Below are 19,444 nucleotides of genomic sequence, written 5' to 3'. Positions count from 1 at the left end.
GCGTTCGGCCTCACCGGCACGGGGGGCGTCACGCGGTCAGGCGGAGGGCCCGACCCCGCTGGTGACGGCGCGCGGGTCGTGGTGGCCCTCGGCGGTCCAGCACGAGCCGCGGCGGGTCAGCAGGCGGCGCAGCCACAGTTCGGTGGAGACCAGTTCGGCGAGGCCGTCCAGGGGGAGCGGTTCGCCCTCGGTGGCCGCGCGCAGGGCCTTGCGGACGACGCGGGCCTCGATCAGTCCGGCGTCGGCGAGCAGCGGGGCGTCGAAGAGGTCGACGAGGTCGCCGATGTTGGCGCGCATGCCGGTGCGGACCGGGTCGGCGGGGACGGTGGGGCTCGCGGTGCCCCAGCCGGGCGGCAGTTCGCGGACGCCCGCGCCCTCCAGCACGGCGCGCAGTACCTGGGCGCGCGCTCCCGGCTGGACGCGCAGGCTCTCCGGAAGCGCCTGGCAGGCGCGTACCACCTGATTGTCGTAGAAGGGTGCGTGCAGCCGCTGGTGGCGCACCTCGGTGGCCTGTTCGAAGACCCGGTGGTCGGCGGCGTGCCGTGCGAGCGCCGCACGCGCCCGGCGTACGCCGGGCCGGCCGGCCGAGGACCCCGAGTGCGGGCGGGCGGCGGCGGCCTCCAGACGGATGGACACCTGCGCCAGCGACTCCCCCGTCAGCCAGCGCGCCGCAGGTCCCGGTCGGCTCCAGGCCAGCGCGGCGAGCGAGGCGCCGAGCGCGCCGTCCCGCGTCCCGGGGGCCGCCTCGTCGGGCGGCCGGCGCAGCTGGAGCGCGGTGCTGGTCAGGCCCTCCGGGTACGGGGTACGGGCCAGGCGCCGCGCCGCGCGGTAGATGGTGAAGGGCACCAGCAGGCCCCCCGTCGCCGAGGCCTTGGCCAGGGCGGAGACCGGTCTGAGCAGATGGCGCCGGCGGCGGTCCAGCAGCAGGTCGGCCAGCCGGGCCGGGTGGGCGTCGAGCACCTGGCGGGCCCCGTTGCCGATGAGGTGGTCGGCGCTGCCGGCGGCGAGGCGGTGCCGGTGCCGGGCGGCGCTGATGAGCGAGGGCCCCGGCTCGTCGGTCAGTGGGCCGCTGTCGAGGTCGGAGTAGGGCAGGGCCTCCTCGCCGCCGGTGACCACCACGTGGTGCAGCCGGGGGTTCTCGCCGATCAGGCGGGCCCGTTCCAGGTCCAGGGGCGAGCTGCCGCTCCCGGTGAGGTCGTTGAAGGTGACGGCGAGCAGCCGTTCACCGGCCTGGGTGGCGCCGGTGCCGAACACCGTGCCCGGCATCCCCGGCAGCCCGGCGGCCAGCAGCGCCAGTGTCGCCGAGGCGCTGCCGCCGGACAGATCCGCGCCGACGCCGGGCGCCGTACCGCCGCCCTCGGCCAGGTCGGCGTGCCGTGGCGCGGCGAGCCGGGTGCGGACGGCCTCGATCAGGGCGTCGCGCACTCCGGCGATGGCGTCCTCGCCGGCGAGCGGCGGCGCGGCGACGACCAGCGGGGCGGTGGGCTCGTAGTCGACGGTGCTGCGGCCGCCGCCCTCGCGCAGCTTGAGCGCGTGGCCGGGCGGGACGCGGCTGACCCCGGCGTACGGGGTGCCGTCGCCGTACGCCTCGGGGGTGTCCGGGCAGGCCAGGAGCGCCGCCAGGTGTGGGACGTCGAGCTGTGCCTCGGTCAGGTCGGCGAGCGGGAGGGCGGCGGTGGCGTAGGCCGTGCCGCCGGCCCAGTCCGTGTGGAAGACGGGGCGGGTGCCGGCGAGGTCGGCGGGGATGACGGTGCGCCGTCCGAAGCGGGCGACGGCGGTGTAGCTGCCGGGCCACAGGGTGAGCTGGCGCAGTGCGCCGGCGCGCGCGGAGACGAGCGAGCGCCGCAGTTGCTCATCGGTGGCACCGCAGTAGCCGAAGACGGCAAGATGGGTGTCCCCGTCCGCGAAGACGAGGCGGATCTCGTCGGGACGCCAGTCGCCCACCGCCCACAGCGGGTCGGGGCCGTCCCACAGCAAGTGCGCGCCCAGGGGCTGGATGTCACGGGCAGCGCTGGCCGACGCGCCGCACCACCCGACCAACCACCGCATCGCCGCCTCCCCCACTGGACCTTAGGCCCCATGCTGCCATGGGAGCGAGGTGAACGGGACATACCCAGGGCGGTGTTCGGCGGGCATGCCAAACCGACCGGCTCCGGCACCCGCCCCGAAAAACCGGTGTGTTTCGGCCAAACTCTGGCTGGGGAAAGGCCGTTGGCGAGGTCGCCCGGAGGGCGGAAGATGTTGTGGTCCGGGAGACGCTGGTCGTCTCCCGGACCAGACCGCCGTCCGCGGGGAATGAGACGGCGGCTCCCCCGGCCCGCCGGAACCCTGAGGGCCAACGGGCCGACCCACGCGTTATCCATCGAACCTCTGCCCCCGCCCGGTGCCCAGAGCGCACACCCGGGCGCACGGCCACATGCCCGGAGCACAATCCGGAAGAGGGGAAGCGCTCGAATCTGTGTACGGACATGATTCCGCCATCCGGGAACAAACCCCTTAACGGTCAGCAGGCACCGAACTACGCTGGGTTGGCGGAAGGCGTCGGTGTGTGTCAGGGGTGCGCGGATGACCAGGGAGCAACGCGGGCCGAACGAGAAGCTGGGGACGATCCTCGCTCTGGCCGGTATCAGTAACGCCGGTCTTGCGCGCCGGGTGAACGATCTCGGCTCGCAGCGGGGATTGACTCTGAGATATGACAAAACCTCCGTCGCACGATGGGTGACGAAGGGGATGGTGCCCCAGGGCTCCGCCCCGCATCTCATCGCGGCGGCCATCAGCAGCAAGCTCGGCAGGCCCGTGCCGCTGCACGAGATCGGCCTCGCGGACACCGATCCGGCGCCGGAGGTCGGTCTGGCGTTCCCGCGCAAGGTCGCGCACGCCGTGGAGTCCGCCACCGAGCTGTACCGGCTCGACTCCTCGCCCGGCAAGGGGATCTGGCAGTCGCTCGCCGGCTCCTTCGCGGTCAGCGCCTACGCGACCCCCGTGTCCCGCTGGCTGATACGCCCGGCCGACGCCACCGTCACCCGCGAGGCCGAACGCCCCCCGGCCTCCGGCCGGGAGGTGCCCCCACGTGAGGGCGGCTGGGGCCGGGTCGGGCACTCGGACGTGTCCAAGCTCCAGGAGGCCGCCGAGGAGGCACGCCGCTGGGACTCCAAGTACGGCGGCGGGGACTGGCGTTCCTCGATGGTGCCGGAATGCCTGCGCACCGACGCGGCGCCGCTGCTGCTGGGCAGCTACAGCGACGAGGTCGGCCGATCCCTCTTCCGCGCCACCGCCGAACTCACCCGGCTGGCCGGCTGGATGGCCTTCGACACCGGCCAGCAGGAAGCGGCGCAGCGGTACTACATCCAGGCGCTGCGGCTGGCGAAGGCCGCGGCCGACGTACCGCTGGGCGGGTACGTCCTGGCCTCCATGTCCCTCCAGGCGACCTACCGCGGCTTCGCCGAGGAAGGCGTGGACCTCGCCCAGGCGGCCCTGGAACGCAACCGCTCCCTGGCCACCGCGCGCACCATGAGCTTCTTCCACCTGGTGGAGGCGCGCGCGCTGGCGAAGGCCAACGACGCGCCGGGCTGCGGCTCGGCGCTCTCCGCGGCGGAGGGCTGGCTGGAGCGCTCCCGTCCCGGAGACGGCGACCCGAGCTGGCTGTCCTTCTACGCCTACGACCGGCTGGCCGCCGACGCCGCCGAGTGCTACAGCGACCTGAAGCTGCCCGGTCAGGTGCGGCGCTTCACGGAACGGGCGCTGCAGGAGCCCACCGAGGAGTTCGTGCGCTCCCACGGGCTGCGGCTGGTGGTCGCGGCGGTCGCGGAACTGGAATCGGGCAATCTGGACGCGGCGGTGGCGGTCGGCGCCCGGGCCGTGGAGGTGGCCGCCCGCATCTCCTCGGCGCGCACCACCGACTATGTGCGCGATCTGCTGCACCGGCTGGCCCCGTACGGCAACGAACCGCTGGTCAAAGAACTCCAGGAGCAGGCCCGTCCGCTCCTGGCTGCTCCTGCGTGACGTTGCACATGACAGAGGCACTGGCCCCCGGCATGGCCGGTAAGGGCCGGTGCCGGGTATGACCCCGGTCACATCGCCCCCCGGACGTACCATGGCACCACTGTGCACAACGAACCGAACCCCACGCCGACCGACGCCCCCCGCCCCATGTTCGCGGCGGGCACCGGCCCGGCGGCCGACCCCGCGGGCGACCGCCACGAACGCCGCATCCGCAGCTTCCAGCCCCGCCGCAGCCGGGTCACCACCGCGCAGCGGGAGGCGCTGCTGCGGCTGTGGCCGCAGTGGGGCCTGGAGGTGGACGGGGAGTCCGTCCTGGACCTGCCGGCCCTCTTCGCCGGCCGGCCCGTGGTGCTGGAGATCGGCTTCGGCATGGGCGAGGCCACGGCGGCGATGGCGGCGGCCGACCCGGACACCGGCATCCTGGCGGTGGACGTGCACACCCCCGGCCAGGGCAACCTGCTGCGGCTGGCGGAGGAGCGGGACCTGACCAACGTCCGGGTGGCCAACGGCGACGCGATCATCCTGCTGCGCGAGATGCTCCCGCCGGCCTCCCTGGCGGGCCTTCGGGTGTACTTCCCGGACCCCTGGCCGAAGAAGCGCCACCACAAGCGCCGCATCATCCAGCGCGACTTCATCGACCTGGCGGTGACCCGGCTGGCCCCGGGCGCGCTGCTGCACTGCGCGACGGACTGGGAACCGTACGCCGACGCGATGCTGGAGACCCTCACCGCGTCCCCCACCCTGACGAACCTCTCCCCCACCCAGACCTTCACCCCCCGCCCCGAGTCCCGCCCCCTCACCCGCTTCGAGTCCCAGGGCCTCTCCAAGGGCCACGCGGTGAAAGACCTCCTCTTCCGCCACGAGCCCTGACCTCACCCCTCGGCGACTTCACCGAGTGTCAAGCCGCGTGACGGGCCAACAAGGAATCCGGAATGCCGGAGAGGACCGCAGGCTCTTCCGGTCCACGATGGGCGAAGTAGAGATCCTCTCGGGCCCGGGTGCACAGCACGAAGAGGCGGAGGCGAACGTCGACGCCGGTCGGATCCTCCGTGTAGGCGTCGAGATCCGGAACAAAGACGCTGTCGAACTCGAGTCCCTTCATGCTGGCCGTGGTCACCACATGAATGGGGCGGGCAGAGAAATCGACTGTACGACGATGTCGATCGTCGTGGACATAGGTCTGAGTGTGTCCGGCGAGCCCCAAGCGCCTGAGGCCGCTCTGCACATCCAAGAGCATCCGTGTTGATCGACAAATGATGCCGATGCTGCGCTCCGGATGTGCACCGAAGTACCTCGCGACCTCGGCCACCAGGTACTCCGACGAAGGGACACCTCGCACCGTGGGTGTACGCCCGGCACGTTCCGGCAACGGCACGTCACCCAGGACGTCCTTTCGGAACTCCGATGCCAGCATGACAATCTCTCGACTGTTCCGGTGATTGTCCTGCAGCACCAGAGGTTCGCTTTGCACTCCGAGCGCCCTGCAGATCTCGGACAAGGTGCTCTCATCATCACCGATACGCTGATTCCCATCGGCAAAAACGGTGGCACTCATGCCGAGGGAGCGAACCAGTCGAAAGAAATCGACAGGGAGGTTCTGCCCCTCATCGATCACAAGATGCGCATTCGAGCTGACGCGGCCAACGATGCAGGCTCTGATCATCTCGACCCAGTCGTACCTCCATCCCTCCTCATCGATCGATGGCGGATCGCACCGAAAACAAGCTCCCCAGAGTTTCTTGACCCATCGATGGAAAGTGGTGACATGAAGGGAGTCCATCAATTCTGGTGCCATTTGGGAAAGGTACTGCTGCAACAGATTGGATCGCGTGAGCAGAACAACCTTGCGTCCCGTCGTCGCCACGGACCAAGCCCGATACAGGGCCATCACGCTCTTTCCTCCACCGGGTGCCCCAGTGATGACGTGATGTCCCTGGAAAGGGAGATCGATGGTCGCCGTCTGCTCGGCCCGCAGGTCCAGGAGGGACGGGATCTTCACCACGGATCAACGGCGTCAGCCGATTCCTCCAACGCGGTCCTGACGATGTCACGAAAGAACCCGGGAACCTCACCGTCACCGATCAACAAAGTTCTGTCCAGGAGGGAGTTGTCGATTTCACAGCATGTCTCCGGAAGCAAGGTGCAGGCATGGCAGGCAGCTCGGTTGAGGTTGGCCAATGATCTTCCGGTGGAATCCGCGCACAGGGGGTCCTGTGAACACCATTGGGCTGATTCGAGCAGTCGGATCAAGGTTTCCGCCAGATGAGGCGGCTGCCCCTGACGGACAAGGCCGCCCAGAGTGCCTTCCGCATCCCCGGCAGCGGTGTAGATGAACACTCCCGCCTGGGCCGGAAGCTCTCGGCCGGCTGGGTGTGACCTGGCGTAGACGCGTTCACGCAGGGAGGCTGCGTTGTACCCACTGTCATAGGACAGTTGCCGGATGAAGTGATGAGCGAGCGTGTGCAGCATTACGAACCTGGGGAGAAGATCCGGGCCGGATTTCGCTCTCAATCGGTCGGCCTTGAACGAGGCTTCCAGATCACGCTGGATCCGCCGTGTCCATTCGCGTACCGGCGCCAGACTCTCCCAGGAGTGCAGACGCTGCTCATCCACGGCGACGAAGATTCCCTCACCATAGGTTTCCACCGCCGGAAGCCAGGGGGCTCGGGTCACCGTGTTGACGGACACAATGGTGCCACCTTCCCCCTCCTCGCTCTCCCCTGAAGGCTCGTACCTCGAGAACCCTTCGAGAGCGCGGACTTCGCGAACCCGGTCGGCCACGACGACCGTAGAAACGACGGAGTTCAATTCCCTCATCGACACCGGGGCAGCCTCGTCGATTCCCAGGCTTGTGCGACGCACCGCGAACGTCTTCGAGTCTGCGACCGATTCAGGGGCTGAAAAAGCAGTCCATTCAGCGATGCTGAGGTCGTCCTCCGCGTCCCCACCCGACAAGGTCGAGAGGCCATCGCCATCGACACGATTCCGGACAGATCTCACAAACTCCGGAGTTACTCCACATTGCTCGGAAATCACAGTGACCAATGCATCGGAAATCGGGCCATTTTCTGCACTGTTGAAGTCCGGCCAATATTTGTGGTTGATAACCGTTCGAACCAATTCTTCCTCCTGCGGAGAACCAACAGGTGAAGGAATATCAATGGCCGAGTGGATGACGGGGAAATAGACATTTGAGGCGCCACGCTGAACGGCCTGCGGTATCTCATCGCAGGCATCTTCCGCGCCAGGGGAGGACTGCCACGGATTGCTTCCGGTGCATCGCTGGCCAATTTGCTTGAGAATATTCTTCCGGCTGATCCCGAGCAGATCGCGCGCGGCCCGGCAGGTGACGCAGACGACACGCAGCGCCTCGAGTCCGGACGATTCGGGGGTGGCAACGAATCGAAGCCGACGGACCTGGCATTGGCGTTGCTCGTGCGCATCGCTCCTCGAGTGGGCCCACCGACGCCAGTCGATGTCCGCCATGTGGCCTGCACGGCACACCTGGATGAAGCGCATCGGGGCCAACTGGGATCGGTCGGCACACCTTCCGCAAGTGGGCGGCCTGTTCCGCACCTCGCGATCCGTGTGCCACAGTTGCATGTCTCTGCAGCGCGGACAGAACAGCCACTTCGGAAATCGCACATATCCAGGACCGAGACGGGTCGCGTACGCAGCCTTTCCGGAAGGAATGACCGGGGCCGAACGAAATCCATCTACCCGCAACTTATTTGCGAGCCGCGGCGAGTCGACTCCCTCCGCTGCCGCCGGCCAACTGCGAATATCCGCGGCCACAAATGACTCGCCGAGAACATCCATGACTCCGCCGACGCCGAATGGAACGATGGTCTGCGTTCGGCGAACCTTGTGACGAATGTCCTTCATGGAGTTCACGCTCCTTTCACGACAACGAGACAATCGCGATCAACATTGCGCATCGATTGAGGCGTCTCCCACAGCCCCCCCTTTTTGCCGAAATCGGTGAGGAGTGCGGTAAAAGGTCCCCGCCCCTGGGGCTGATAGTAGAGGCGGCGTCCTTCCCCGCGTGCGATCTCGGCTTCCTGTTGCCATTCGTCGATCAAGAAATCCAACTGATCGGCGGCGGACTCGGCCTCTTCCGGATCGGCTCGGCTCACGTGATCCACCACCAAATCACGAATCGCTGCCACCCCATCCTCGTGATGGAGAATGTCTCCCGCCCTGTTCTCCAGGTCGAGTCCGATCCCGTGCCGAACGAGGATCGTGAGTACAGCATGCAGAGCCCTGCTGCGCGAGGGCAAGGACCATGGTGTGACGCTCGTGGGCTCGACATGCCGATACAGCGAGCGGTGGTAGACACCAAAGGATTCGTAATGGGATCGGTCACGAGGTTTGGTCGACCGGAAGACCGTCACCACCAGACCCGGCACGTGGCGCCGCCCCACACGACTGGTTGCCTGAATGTACTCGGATGTCGTCTTGGGCTGCCCATTCATCAGCATGAGGCCCAGACGCGCGACATCGACCCCCACGGACAACATGTTCGTCGTCGCCAGGAAAGAGACGCTGCCGGACTCCTTGAAGTTCTTGCCGAGACGCTCCAGGATCCTGGGCTGCTCGGGGCGCGGAATGTGGCTGGTGAGCTCCACCACCGCTTCGTCGCCGAGCTCACGCCGCAGCGAGCCGCCCTTCGTCAAGTGCTCCAACCGTGCGGGGATGTCGTCCCTTGCGATCGTGACCGTTCTTCCGAGCTCCCGCAGGCTGTTGTGGTAGGCGACCGCCGTCCAGTAGGCGTCCCGCAGGGAATCATCGTCGCAGGTCTCCTTCGGCGCCTGCAGTGCTGCCGCTCCCACATGGACGGTGGCCGTAGACGCGGTGTGCCCCTGGGCCATGACGCCCACGTACAGGCGCCCGGGTCGATCCTTGTCCGGCGAGGCGAAATAGGAGTGTCCCGCCTTGAGCCCCGGCGGGGGGAAGAGTTGCGTCGGCCGACCGTACAACCGGCGGACCTGGTCCTGGGAGCGACGGATCGTTGCCGTCGAGGCGATCACCTTCGGCATCTCACCACCCCAGGCACACAGTTCGAGGACTGCCGACTCGTAGAGGCCCACTGTCGTCCCCAGCGGGCCGGACAGCAAGTGCAACTCGTCCTGGATCACCAGCGAGGGCGGTCGTCCTCCGTTCCTGCCGAACAGGTTTCCCGCCGCAGTTTCCCAGGCCAATCGGGCAAATTTGTCGACCGTGCCGAGCACAAAGGTGGGTGGTTCCCGATAGATCTGCTCGTCCACGACAGACACCGGAAGCAGATCGTGGAAGACACAGGTGGCACGGGGGCAGAAGAAGGAGGTCGTGACACCGTCCGCCCGAATCCCGAAGTCCTTGTTCTGCCCCTGCCGCTCCGGAACGATCTCGGTACCGCACCAGGGGCAACGTTCCAATAGGAAGCGATCGTCCGGTTGGTTCATCTGCTTGAGCGCCTCGAGATCTTCTTGCGCCGCCGAGATCCTGTTCGGCGTTGTCTCCCTTCCCACCCACAGCCCGATGGAAATGGGCTCCTCACCGAGGTCGTGAGCCGGCCGGCCGTCGTGTCCTCTCCTCATGTATTCAAGGGCACAGATGGCTGTCGCTGTCCGCTGGAACTGCTGGGTGGTGAGAAGGCTCAGCGTGTAGCGACTCAGCACTGCCGTGCCGCCCCCGGCCGCTCCGTACCGCAGCCGCCGCCACAGGATCTCGAAGCAGGCGGTAAGGAGATAGGCCTCCGTCTTACCACCGCCGGTAGGAAACCAAATGAGGTCGACCGTGCCGCGATCCTCGTGCTCGGGGTACATCAGGCCCTCGACCACGAGCAGGAAGTAGGCGAGCTGGAACGGGTGCCATGCGTAGGCGTCATCGGGCTCGTCCAGTTCGACAAGCGCCGTGTTTCTGCGTCGACGGCTGCCGGCAAGTTCTGGGCGGCTGTGGAGCATTTGAAGGGCCATGGCCCGATTGGCGAGACGAAATGCCTCACGGGCCTTCGCCCCTGTCGGCGTCGGTGCGGTGAGCGCCTCCACACCGGATGACATCCGGTCAAGGGCGGTCTCGATCCGGGCGAGTATCCGGTCGGCCGGCGCGACTGCCCAACCCTTGAAACCCTCCGCCTTCGACCGTTGGGAGTCGAACCAGATGCGATAGCCGTGGACGAAGGCTCGCAGCTCGGCACGGAGATCCTCCGCGCCGAGTTCCGGCCGGGACAAGTGCGCGAGCTTGAGAACCGCCAGATCAGTGTCGCCGTCCGGCTTGATGTGCTCGACCATCTGCTGAGGCATCACCTGGGCACGTACGGTGACGACCTCGCTGTCCTCGTCGTCGTCCCACTCCACCGCGCAGCCGTGTCCGACGGCTCGAGTCACGATGTGACCGTACTGAACCCGAAGTTCCTGTTCCTCTTCATCACGGCTGTTGAGACGCGTGCTCGGGTACTCGAGGATCTTCCCATCGATCGTCGTTGCTCGCAGTGCGGCCTGGAAGAGCATCCTCTCTCGATCCTTGTGCGCGTTCTCCTCCTCATCATGAGCATTGGCGAGCACACAGGTGACGAGGTGTCCTGCGCCGAGGGTGCGCCACCGGACGTGGAGCCGACCGTGCCCGTCCAACACCGGAATGGGGGAGGACTGCCCGGCGGCAATGGTTTCGGTGGAGCTCAGGCGGGGCTGTCTGTGCCAAGTGCGTCGCCCGCCATCGCGAACCGTCAGATAACGGGATGCAGCACAGGTAACCTCGATACGGTCGGACTCGGTGAAGAAGGAGAATCCGAGCGAGGAGGGGAGCCAGGCATTCGCCTCGGCCACGGGATCGTCAGCGAAGCTGTCCTCTTCGCCGCCACCGGTCTCCGACTCGCTGAAATCCTGCTCACCCTCCTCGCCGGAATGCTCCAGCACGGAAGCCCCACGTGGATACAGAGTGCCCATGAGATAACGCCGATCCGGTGGGTCGACGAGGATTTCATCAGTGGCTCCCGCAGGACCGACCAGTTGACGGCGCAGGTATTCCACGAAATCGTCGCGATGTGCCGAGATTCGGGATTCCAAACTGTTCATTCGCCTCGCCCTTCCCGGTTCAGTGCGGCGCGCCCCAGTTCCTGAAGTTTCTGTCGGACGCCTGGTCGGCATGCCACCCAGAGATGTGCGCGAGCCCGGGTCCAGGCTACGTAGAGTGCGTCGAGACGCCCGTCAAGATGCTCGGGTTCCATGTCGATCAGGCAGACGATGTCGCTCTCGTGACCCTTGAAATCGGAGATGGAGGACCATGTGAGACGGTGTTTCGTACGATCGGTCCCCACCACATCGCTGAATCGATCGATCTTGGAGGCCAACCCTGACATCCGAGCTGAGCTGTCGTCCCACGACCCGGAGGCCGACACCAAGGTGATGTCCCGGAGCGAAATGCCCTCCTGACTGAGCTCTTCGACATAGGCGTCGAGCAGAGTGGCTTCCTCTCCCGGGTCGTATGCGTCGGCGAAGCGTGCCGGTTCCCCCTCACCGGCGGACGCAACGCCCAGATCGGCGGCAGTATAGAGCCGTACCTGGCGGACGATTTGTTCGGTATTGCGACAATTGCGCTTCAAGGGACCGTAGACGAAGCCCAGTGAAGACAGGTACTCCCAGGCTTCAGAGTCGTAGGTGTCCGGGGTCAGGATCTGGTTGTTCTGGTCCAGCATGAAGATCCACCGGCCCTTTTCGAGGCCACCGGACACCAGGTTCTCCAAGGTGTTCAAGCCACCGAAGGTCATCACGTCCTGTGCTTCGTCCACGATCAGGTGATCGAAAGTACGCCCTCGAACCTCATCCAGGCGCTCGAATGGCAGGACCGTGATTGCATCTTCGTCGAGAATCCGATTCATGTGCGTGGCCAGCGTGTTACCCGCACAAGTGAACAAGACCGTGCCGTGGGCGGACCTTCGGCGAGCCGCCTCGGCAGCGAGAAACGTCTTGCCGGTCCCAGCCCCGCCGGTCCACGCAAGTCGGGGATTGGACTCCAACTCATCCAGTCGGTCCATCTGCTCGCGGGTGAGGCGCTCGAAGACAACATCTAGGTGCCTCAACCTGGACCGAAGGTTGGGCACGAGATCGAAGTCCGGGCGAATGGCCTCGAGCATCTTCTTTCGCAGCGGAGCATTGATGGGAGTGCGCGCCCATTTATTGCGCCTCAACCAGAACTGCGTGGCCCGTTCGATACCTTGTGCCAGACCACGCCCTCCGTCGTAGGCAGTGCTGCCGAGATACTGTTGGGGCTCGAACTCCGTGGTGCGTTGCACATCGATGTCAGTGGTGATCACAAGGTACCCGCCGGCCACTCCGTGTCCCCTGAGATCGCCGATCAGCGCTCCCAATTTCCCTTCGAGCGCATGCATTCCCCCGCTGGCCTGTACGAAAGGGCTCTCCTTGGGGCCGGTTTCACGACCGATCGGCCCGTAGTACCAACCCCCGTCGCGGTGAACGACTCTGCCGCCCTTGACCTCGATGAACAACAGAATCTCGGGCATGATGACGACGAAGTCGATCTCACCGACACGCTTCTTGTGATGCTGGGGAAGGTGCACGGTGTGCAGCGCGACGCTCAGGTCGTCGGGTATCGCTTTGAGTGCTTCGAAGACGCTGCGTTCCGCTTGGCTCCTGGTGCTGCTCGAGACCTCACTCGGAATGATCCGCATCCACCCTCCCCATCGTCGCGCCGAGTAGTCCCCCAAGATACCGAGTGTTGGATCTCCTGGCTTCGCGTCCTCGCCAGGTGGTGGCATCGACCGCCTGATGAGTGATGGACTAGGGAGATCGGCGACGGAGCACGACCCGGGGGCGGGGCGGGATGACCAAGGATGCGGACACTGTGTCCGGCAGACGAACGGATGGGCCTGGTTGGGACTTCCTTGTCCGCCTGATGCGTCGGTTCCTGGCCGAGGGGGTCGACCACCGGGCAGCCCTGCAGCAAGTGATGCGAGCTGCTCGTCTCGACGACCAGGAGGCTCGGACGTTGTACCGCGCGGTCGTGGGGCCGAATCGGCCCGGCGAACAAGCGGAGAGGGAACGGGATCATCAGTCTGCGTCGCCGGGCGAAGTGCACGTCTCCTTGGCGACGAAGGCACCGGACGACGACTCCGGCACCGCGGAAGTGGAGGGGCAGGAGGATCTCGAGTCCCCCGAACTGGAGGCCGTGCGGGACGCAGTGCGTGTCGATGACCTGGGGGCCGCTCGTCGTGCCGCCCGGGAAGTGCTGAGAATCGATCGGCTGGACTCCAAGAACCATGCGCGCGTCCTCAGGGCCGACGAGGAAGTGGGGCTCTGCCTCCTATTCCGAGGAGCCATAGGACCCTCGGATCCATTGCCGGCCGGCTACACAGCGTCCCTGCTGTCCACTGGCGAGGCGCACGAAGCGCTCTCCGCCATGGTCAGCCACAACGTGCGCCTCGTGCACTCCATCATGCGCGCGTCGGGGCGCAGGCAGGGCGACCCGATGTACGAAGACCTCGTACAACACGGCAATTTGGGACTCATACGTGCCGTGGAGAAGTTCAACCCATCCATGGGTTATAAATTTTCCACCTATGCCACTTGGTGGATTCGCCAGAATATTTCACGGGCCGCCATCAACGAGGGCACGACGATTCGCATCCCGGTCCATATGTGGACCGACATGGAAAAGGTGCGCAAGGCCGAGCGAAAATTCCGTGCCGAGCGTATGGATCCCACCGTGGACGATCTGGCGGTGGCGTGTGATCTCAGGCCGGAAAAAGTAGAGGAGTGTCAAATTCTCCTCCGCAGTACGACGGTTTCATTCGAGCATCCGATCGGCGAGGGCGCAACCCTCGGAGACCTGGTCGCCGACACGATGCACCCGATTCCCGGCCCCGAACAGGCACTGTGGGCAGCGTTCGAGCGCCAGGATATCATTCGCCTCTTCGAGGCATGCGAATTCAAAAATAGGGATCGTCAAATTCTTCTCCTGAGGTTCGGTTTTTTTGACGGCACCCCTTGGACATTGGAGGGAATCGGTAGGCAATTCGGCGTCACTCGCGAGCGCATCCGTCAGATCGAGAAGAAAGCACTGGAAGCCCTGCGGATCCAAGTCGCACGGAATCCCAAGGACGGCACATCGCCCCAGCGCTCGGAGGAGCCTGAACGAACTGCTCGAAACCGTCTCGAGGAAACCCGGCATCGGAGGATCCGGGTATCGCAGAAAAGAACCGCGGCCGGCATGTCACGGCCGAAGGAAGGTGGATCCATGCCGGACACGGAGCGTAGTTCCGACGAAAGAGAGAAGACGGTGGCGAGGGGACAGGACGACACTCCGGCGACATCGGCGGTGTGGTACCACCGTCCCGGCCACCACGACGGGGGGCGGGAGTTCGGCAACGCAGCCGCCTTCGCCTTCGAAGCCGACCTGGAGGTACTGGCGCGAGAGGCAACGCAGAACAGCCTCGACGAACGGATCAGGCAGAACCACCAACCGGTCCGCGTCCGTTACACGCTCCACGAACTCACCGGGGAGCCTCTCTCCCGGTTCCTCGAGGCGCTGCGCTGGAAGGACCTCCACCCGCACTACGAAGCGGCAGCAGCACAGGACCAGAAGGTCGGGCGCGTCATCAGGGCAGGGTTGGAGGAGATGTTCGAGAGGGGCCGACTCGTTCTGCTCCGCGTCGATGACTACAACGCCAACGGCCTGACCGGCGACGACTACGAGGACGGTCGATTTGCGGCCGTCGTCCGCCGCCAACTCGACAGCCGCAAGTCAGATGCCGGGGCAGGAGGATCGTACGGTCTGGGGAAGGCCACACTCTGGGCAACCAGCCGTATTGGGCTGGTTCTCATGAACTCCACACTGTCCGAACCTCACGAGGGGCGTACGGAACGCCGACTGATCGGCCGCCTCGATCTGCCCTGGCGGGAAGTGAACGGCAGCAGATACGCGGGGCCGGCCTGGCTGGGCCGACCGGACCCCGAGGCGGATAGTGCGGATGTCGCCCGTTCCTGGTGGGCCGACGAGGCCGAGGTGGCGAATCTGCATCTCACGCGCGAAGGTCCCGACCCCGGTACGTCATTCCTGATCGTCGGAGCGCACGATGTAGCAACCCTCGCGGCAGCGGGACAGGATCCCGAGGGCGATGCGGGAGATGACGAGGACAGCCTGGAGCGCATGCACCAGCGACTCGTTCGGGCAATCGGACGCAATTTCTGGGCAGCCATGACGACTGGGGGCACCCGGCGACCCTTGCTGGAGGCGTCCGTGCGCACTCTGCGAAACGGTACGGAGTACCTGCCGGAGGAAAGAGTCGACCCACGAGTGCACCAGCCCGCGCGTTCGCGTGCGCTTCAAGCGTTCCTCAGCGGCAACACCGTGGAACGCCTCACCGAGCCCGGGCAGGTGGCCCTTGTCAGGGTGCCTTTGAAGATCCCGCATCAGGACGGTCGGGCAGGAAGCCTCGGGGAGCATCAAGCGGTACTTCTCGTCACGGACGCCACCGATGCTGACGGCCGGATCAATCAGGTGACAGCCATGCGGGGCAACCGCATGACGGTCAAGACCACTCGGGTGCCCAACCTTCCGGTGGGTACGAACCCGTTCCAGGCCGTGCTCCTCGCAGGCAGGGCGGCGGGGGACGGATCACCGTTCTCGGCGGAGGCCGAGGAGTTCCTCAGATGCTCCGAGCCGCCCGAGCACAACAAGTGGGGTCAGACCGAAGAGCTGAGGACACGCTATTCTCCCTCCGCTCACCGGCGAATCCTGGCCCTCACGACGGAGGCCAACCGTGCCGTCCACAAACTTGTCGCCTTCTCGGAAGGGAAGAAAACCAGCGGTCCGAGCAAGGCCAAGAAACGTCTCAAGATCTCTGGCAAGCCTGTTGCCAAGGCCAGACGCACGCTGACGCCGCCGACGCTTGACGATCTGGAGGCAGTCATCAATTCCTCCGGTGCGTGGCAGGTCACCGCAGAGGTCAAGATTCCCTCCGGAAGGGACTCCTGGTCCATGAATCCGGTAGCCAAACTGGAGGTGCGTTCGGGTCCCCGCCCGGTGGTCGCATGGGCCGAACTTGTTGCCGTCAGCAACTGTGATCTGACCGACGGTGTACTGCGTTTCACTTCTGGGGCACGACGAGCCGTCTTCCGCGGCGTCACCGACGTCTCCACCCACCCGGTGCGGGCGGCCTTGACCGGTCTCGTTGTCGAACTGCACGAGAACAGAGGGAGCATCGCGTGAGAGCCTTTCCGTATCCCCGTCTCAACGGTGCGATCACCGCACGCGTCACAGCCATACGGTTGCGAGGCCCCCATGGTCCCCGCGAGCAACTGGACACCAAGGCCTACTCCGTCATCGAGCAGGTTGTGGCTCTCGGCAGGGCCGAGCGTGACGACTGGCGTACGGCACGGATCAGCCTCACAGCGGACATTCCCGTGCGTGAAATCGAGTCGAAGGGGCACTGGTCCGATGTCTCCGTTGTCGCCGTTCTGACGGAGGGGGCCACCAACGCACGGACTGTCTCGCGATTGGAGCCCGCCACGGATGGCGGCAGGGGCTGGACCGGAGAGATTGAGCTCGACCGGGACCACCATCTGGATCGTGCCACTCTCACCGTGCACGTCGTGGCAACTGTCGGCGGTGTAGCAGGACGAATCATCGCTTCCACCGACCACGAGTGGTTGATCGACGTGACGTCCGAGGACCCGATCCGGGACCGTCAACTCGACATCAGCATGGTCAGTTTCGCGCGCGGCGCGGAGTGGCTGCGGGGGTTCCGGGACGCTCCCTGGGTGGTGGACATCTCGGGGCGGGTGCCGGGCGTACGGCTGAACTCGGACTTCGAGGGTCTGGTGGCGCTGGTGGACGACCGGGGGTCGAAAGTCGAGCAGATGGTGAGCGAAATGCTGCTCTCCCAGATGTGCACCGATGTATGGACCGCTGTCTTCCACACTGCGATCGGCGATCTCGAGCTCGAGGACGACGGCACTCCGCTCTTTCCCCCTGATTGGCGTGGCGCGGTGCTCCGCGAGATGCTGCCGGACATCTTCCCGGGTCGGTCGGACGACGACGCCCTCCGAGAGGTCCAGATCCGGCAGTCCGGCGGGGGAAGCTGGGCGGATCTGCAAGCGCGTATCCAGTACGCGGCAGCGCGTCGTGCCGAGGTGCCCAAGACCTTGGCCACAACTGTCCGTGACATCGCACGACTCGATCAGGAGAGCAACGCGTGACTTCCCGCCCCGAGCACCTCCCGGAACGGCTTGCCCTCATCTCCGATGTGCAGGCCGCGGAGTACATCACCTCAGGATTGCTCGAAGGACGCGAGGACGTCCCGTCCATCGCGCTGAACAAGGTTGCGGAGCCTCTGGACCAGAATGATGAGCGCTTCCAACTCCATCGAGTGAGGGACCTGATCGACGACGCGATGGATCGATTCCAGGACGAACGCCCCACCACGGCGGACGCCTGGCTAGCCCCCCGCCTGCACGAAACGCTCCGGCTGACGCGCAGAGAAGCTGCTGAGAAACAGCTGTGGACCTACATCGCTCTCGGTGTGGCACCGGACTACGTGGTGTGGCGCCATCTGCCGGAGCCGAGACCGGAGGGTTCGCGCGGGCCGGTCGCCCGGGACAAGTTCATCGGTCCGCACTACAAGCAAGCGTTCTCCCGCCTGTGGTGGGCAGCGGAACTGTTCCGTGACGGCCCAGACTACGGTCCTGTTGTCGTCGCCTGCGGCAATCAGGACATGCTCAATTCCGCCCTTCGGCTGGACATCATCGATCACCGCCCCACCGCGCTGGCGTTGGTCGGGCTCCTGCGGGACGGAATCGTTCGTACGGGTCGCGAAGTCAACGCTCTGGCTCCTGCGGTCAATGCCGCCGCCGCAACACTGCTCTACGATGTGATCGCTCCGGATGTGGAGCGCAACGAGGAGCCCCTGCGGGAGTGGATCGAGGAGGCCGCATCGGCGCTTCCGTCCCCCAGGATCGATCTTCCTGTGGGCCCGGAGGAGGACCGTGTCCCGGAGAGTGCAGTTCAGACGCTGGCTTCACACTTCGAAGAGCTCTTCGCGGACGCGCCGGTCAGAGGGCGGACTCAGGACGAACGGCACTGACCTTGTGCGAGCCCGGGGGGCACCGACTTTCATCGCCGCACCCGATGACCCGCAGTGCTTCGGTGGTGGTGCCGGGCACTGCGGGCCAGGTCGCGGCGGCGGCGAGCTCTTCCTCGGAAGGTGCCTTTCCGCGGAGAACGGTGCTGAGCACATGCATGCCGAGCCTGGGCGGCACGGCGTTGCCAACCTGCTGGGCTTGGTCCTTGCCCGACCAGGGGAAGTTGTGGGGGAAAGTCTGCAGGACTCCGGACTCGGGAATCGTGAACCGGTCCGGCTTGTCCGCGTCGTAGTCTGCGAGGCTCTTGTAGACCTTGTTGCGGGAAATTTTACCGGTAACTGTGAAAGCCGGCTGCGAAGAAGTTCGGCGGCCTCGGTTCTTGGGATCACCGCCGGAACCGTAGTTGGAAACGACGAAGAACCTTATGGCGCCATCCGTCCTGAGTCGGGAGACGTCCACGGGTGAGTCCTTCGCCTTGCTCGCCGCCTCCAGTGCGGCCGCCATGGACAGCCAGGGCAGTTTACTTCCGGAGACCCCGGGAATCCCCTCGGGCGAGGTGTCCCTACGGCGGCCGAAGGACATGTGAGTGGTCCTGAGCGGTTCGATGGCGCCATGGCCTGGCCGTCGAGCGACAAGCACGGCCCGATTCCGCGTCTGGGGGACTCCGAACTGCTCGGTCTTCAGAACCCAGCATTCCGCTTCGTACTTGACGCCCTGGAGCCTCCCCTCGCCGCCACGCAGAACCTTTGCATAAACATCCCAAAGGGGTAGAACGGTGGGCACCTGCTCCAGGACAATCACCTTGTAAGGATCTCGCCCCTCCGTCTCGATCGCCTTGATGAGCCAGCGAAGAGGTTCCAGAACCAACGCGGTGCGCGGGTCGCCGAGGGCATGCAGGTCACTGTCGATCCTGTCCTCGTCCTCCCCGTGCACGAGGCGGTGAATGAATTCCTTGACCGTGTCCAGCGCTTTCCGGCCCGCTCCCTTTCCCGCCACGGAGAAGGACTGGCAGGGAGGACCACCGGCAAGCACGTCGACCGACTTTGGAATCTCATCGAATCGACTTTCGCGCATAACGCTCACATCGGCATGAATAGTCGGGAGCCCTGCGGCGTACCGAGTCTCGCATGCGTTGTGATCCCACTCGATCCCGATGCTCTTGAAGCCCAGAAATCGAGCGGCCACGTCAAGGCCACCCGGGCCGGCGAAAAGATCCAGGATCCGAATTCCGTCGAGGTGCTGAACCTGTGTGCCTGGGCCGCTCATAGGGTCGAAGTGTAGCCCGGGACCGAGCACCGGGGTGGCTCCGATACGGCACGGAACACGAGTCCGAAAGCAGGGCATACGGAAAGATCTCGGGCGTA

General features: G+C 65.7%; 11 protein-coding genes and 1 pseudogene. 6 read left to right on the top strand and 6 right to left on the bottom strand.

Annotated features, from left to right (window positions below; all coding sequences use genetic code 11):
- Positions 1–36: 36 nt before the first annotated feature.
- On the bottom strand, positions 37–2,049 hold the full coding sequence (locus SXIM_RS14765) for an asparagine synthase-related protein (RefSeq protein ID WP_030733274.1): 2,013 nt from the start codon (positions 2,047–2,049) through the stop codon (positions 37–39).
- Between the two features lie 516 nt (positions 2,050–2,565).
- Between SXIM_RS14765 and SXIM_RS14760 the strand changes: the two genes are divergently transcribed.
- Positions 2,566–4,002: an NsdA family TPR-like regulatory protein gene (locus SXIM_RS14760; protein WP_030733273.1), complete on the top strand. Its 1,437-nt coding sequence runs from the start codon at positions 2,566–2,568 to the stop codon at positions 4,000–4,002.
- 147 nt (positions 4,003–4,149) lie between these two features.
- Complete coding sequence (gene trmB / locus SXIM_RS14755; protein WP_046725669.1) at positions 4,150–4,872, top strand: tRNA (guanosine(46)-N7)-methyltransferase TrmB; 723 nt, start codon at positions 4,150–4,152, stop codon at positions 4,870–4,872.
- 28 nt (positions 4,873–4,900) lie between these two features.
- Here trmB and SXIM_RS14750 read toward each other — a convergent pair whose 3' ends face one another.
- The 4 genes from SXIM_RS14750 to SXIM_RS14735 form a co-directional block, all read right to left on the bottom strand.
- On the bottom strand, positions 4,901–6,004 hold the full coding sequence (locus tag SXIM_RS14750; RefSeq protein ID WP_046724318.1) for a DEAD/DEAH box helicase: 1,104 nt from the start codon (positions 6,002–6,004) through the stop codon (positions 4,901–4,903).
- On the bottom strand, positions 5,998–7,821 hold the full coding sequence (gene drmB, locus SXIM_RS14745) for a DrmB family protein (protein ID WP_246156974.1): 1,824 nt from the start codon (positions 7,819–7,821) through the stop codon (positions 5,998–6,000). The genes SXIM_RS14750 and drmB overlap by 7 nt, the downstream gene beginning before the upstream one ends.
- 71 nt (positions 7,822–7,892) lie before the next feature.
- Complete coding sequence (locus tag SXIM_RS14740; RefSeq protein WP_046724313.1) at positions 7,893–11,057, bottom strand: helicase-related protein; 3,165 nt, start codon at positions 11,055–11,057, stop codon at positions 7,893–7,895.
- The gene (locus SXIM_RS14735; RefSeq protein ID WP_046724310.1) at positions 11,054–12,670 is read right to left on the bottom strand and encodes a nuclease-related domain-containing DEAD/DEAH box helicase; all 1,617 of its coding nucleotides are present in this window, start codon (positions 12,668–12,670) and stop codon (positions 11,054–11,056) included. The genes SXIM_RS14740 and SXIM_RS14735 overlap by 4 nt, the downstream gene beginning before the upstream one ends.
- Before the next feature lie 152 nt (positions 12,671–12,822).
- On the opposite strand from SXIM_RS14735, the pseudogene SXIM_RS28550 reads away from it, so the two are divergent.
- The 4 genes and pseudogenes from SXIM_RS28550 to SXIM_RS14720 form a co-directional block, all read left to right on the top strand.
- Positions 12,823–14,064: pseudogene (locus tag SXIM_RS28550) on the top strand (sigma-70 family RNA polymerase sigma factor); the annotation flags it as partial.
- Between the two features lie 9 nt (positions 14,065–14,073).
- Complete coding sequence (locus SXIM_RS28135; RefSeq protein ID WP_375879596.1) at positions 14,074–16,209, top strand: histidine phosphatase family protein; 2,136 nt, start codon at positions 14,074–14,076, stop codon at positions 16,207–16,209.
- On the top strand, positions 16,206–17,198 hold the full coding sequence (locus SXIM_RS14725; protein WP_174864318.1) for a hypothetical protein: 993 nt from the start codon (positions 16,206–16,208) through the stop codon (positions 17,196–17,198). Before SXIM_RS28135 ends, SXIM_RS14725 begins: the two co-directional genes overlap by 4 nt.
- Positions 17,195–18,082: a DUF6339 family protein gene (locus SXIM_RS14720; RefSeq protein WP_046724309.1), complete on the top strand. Its 888-nt coding sequence runs from the start codon at positions 17,195–17,197 to the stop codon at positions 18,080–18,082. Before SXIM_RS14725 ends, SXIM_RS14720 begins: the two co-directional genes overlap by 4 nt.
- On the opposite strand, the gene SXIM_RS14715 is transcribed toward SXIM_RS14720, so the two are convergent.
- A complete protein-coding gene (locus SXIM_RS14715; RefSeq protein WP_046724307.1) occupies positions 18,051–19,346 on the bottom strand; it encodes a DNA cytosine methyltransferase in 1,296 nt (431 codons plus the stop codon). The genes SXIM_RS14720 and SXIM_RS14715 overlap by 32 nt on opposite strands.
- Positions 19,347–19,444: the final 98 nt, after the last annotated feature.

The sequence above is a fragment of the Streptomyces xiamenensis genome (genome assembly GCF_000993785.3).
GTDB lineage: Bacteria > Actinomycetota > Actinomycetes > Streptomycetales > Streptomycetaceae > Streptomyces > Streptomyces xiamenensis.
The sequence above is the reverse complement of the archived record's forward strand: the minus strand, read 5'-3'. Positions and strand labels throughout refer to the sequence as shown.

Excerpts from the sequence above, each read along its gene's own strand:
- SXIM_RS14765 (WP_030733274.1), bottom strand. The coding sequence starts at position 2,049 with ATGCGGTGGTTGGTCGGGTGGTGCGGCGCGTCGGCCAGCGCTGCCCGT.
- trmB (WP_046725669.1), top strand. The coding sequence starts at position 4,150 with ATGTTCGCGGCGGGCACCGGCCCGGCGGCCGACCCCGCGGGCGACCGC.
- SXIM_RS14715 (WP_046724307.1), bottom strand. The coding sequence starts at position 19,346 with ATGAGCGGCCCAGGCACACAGGTTCAGCACCTCGACGGAATTCGGATC.
- SXIM_RS14735 (WP_046724310.1), bottom strand. The coding sequence starts at position 12,670 with ATGCGGATCATTCCGAGTGAGGTCTCGAGCAGCACCAGGAGCCAAGCG.
- SXIM_RS14740 (WP_046724313.1), bottom strand. The coding sequence starts at position 11,057 with ATGAACAGTTTGGAATCCCGAATCTCGGCACATCGCGACGATTTCGTG.
- drmB (WP_246156974.1), bottom strand. The coding sequence starts at position 7,821 with ATGGATGTTCTCGGCGAGTCATTTGTGGCCGCGGATATTCGCAGTTGG.
- SXIM_RS14760 (WP_030733273.1), top strand. The coding sequence starts at position 2,566 with ATGACCAGGGAGCAACGCGGGCCGAACGAGAAGCTGGGGACGATCCTC.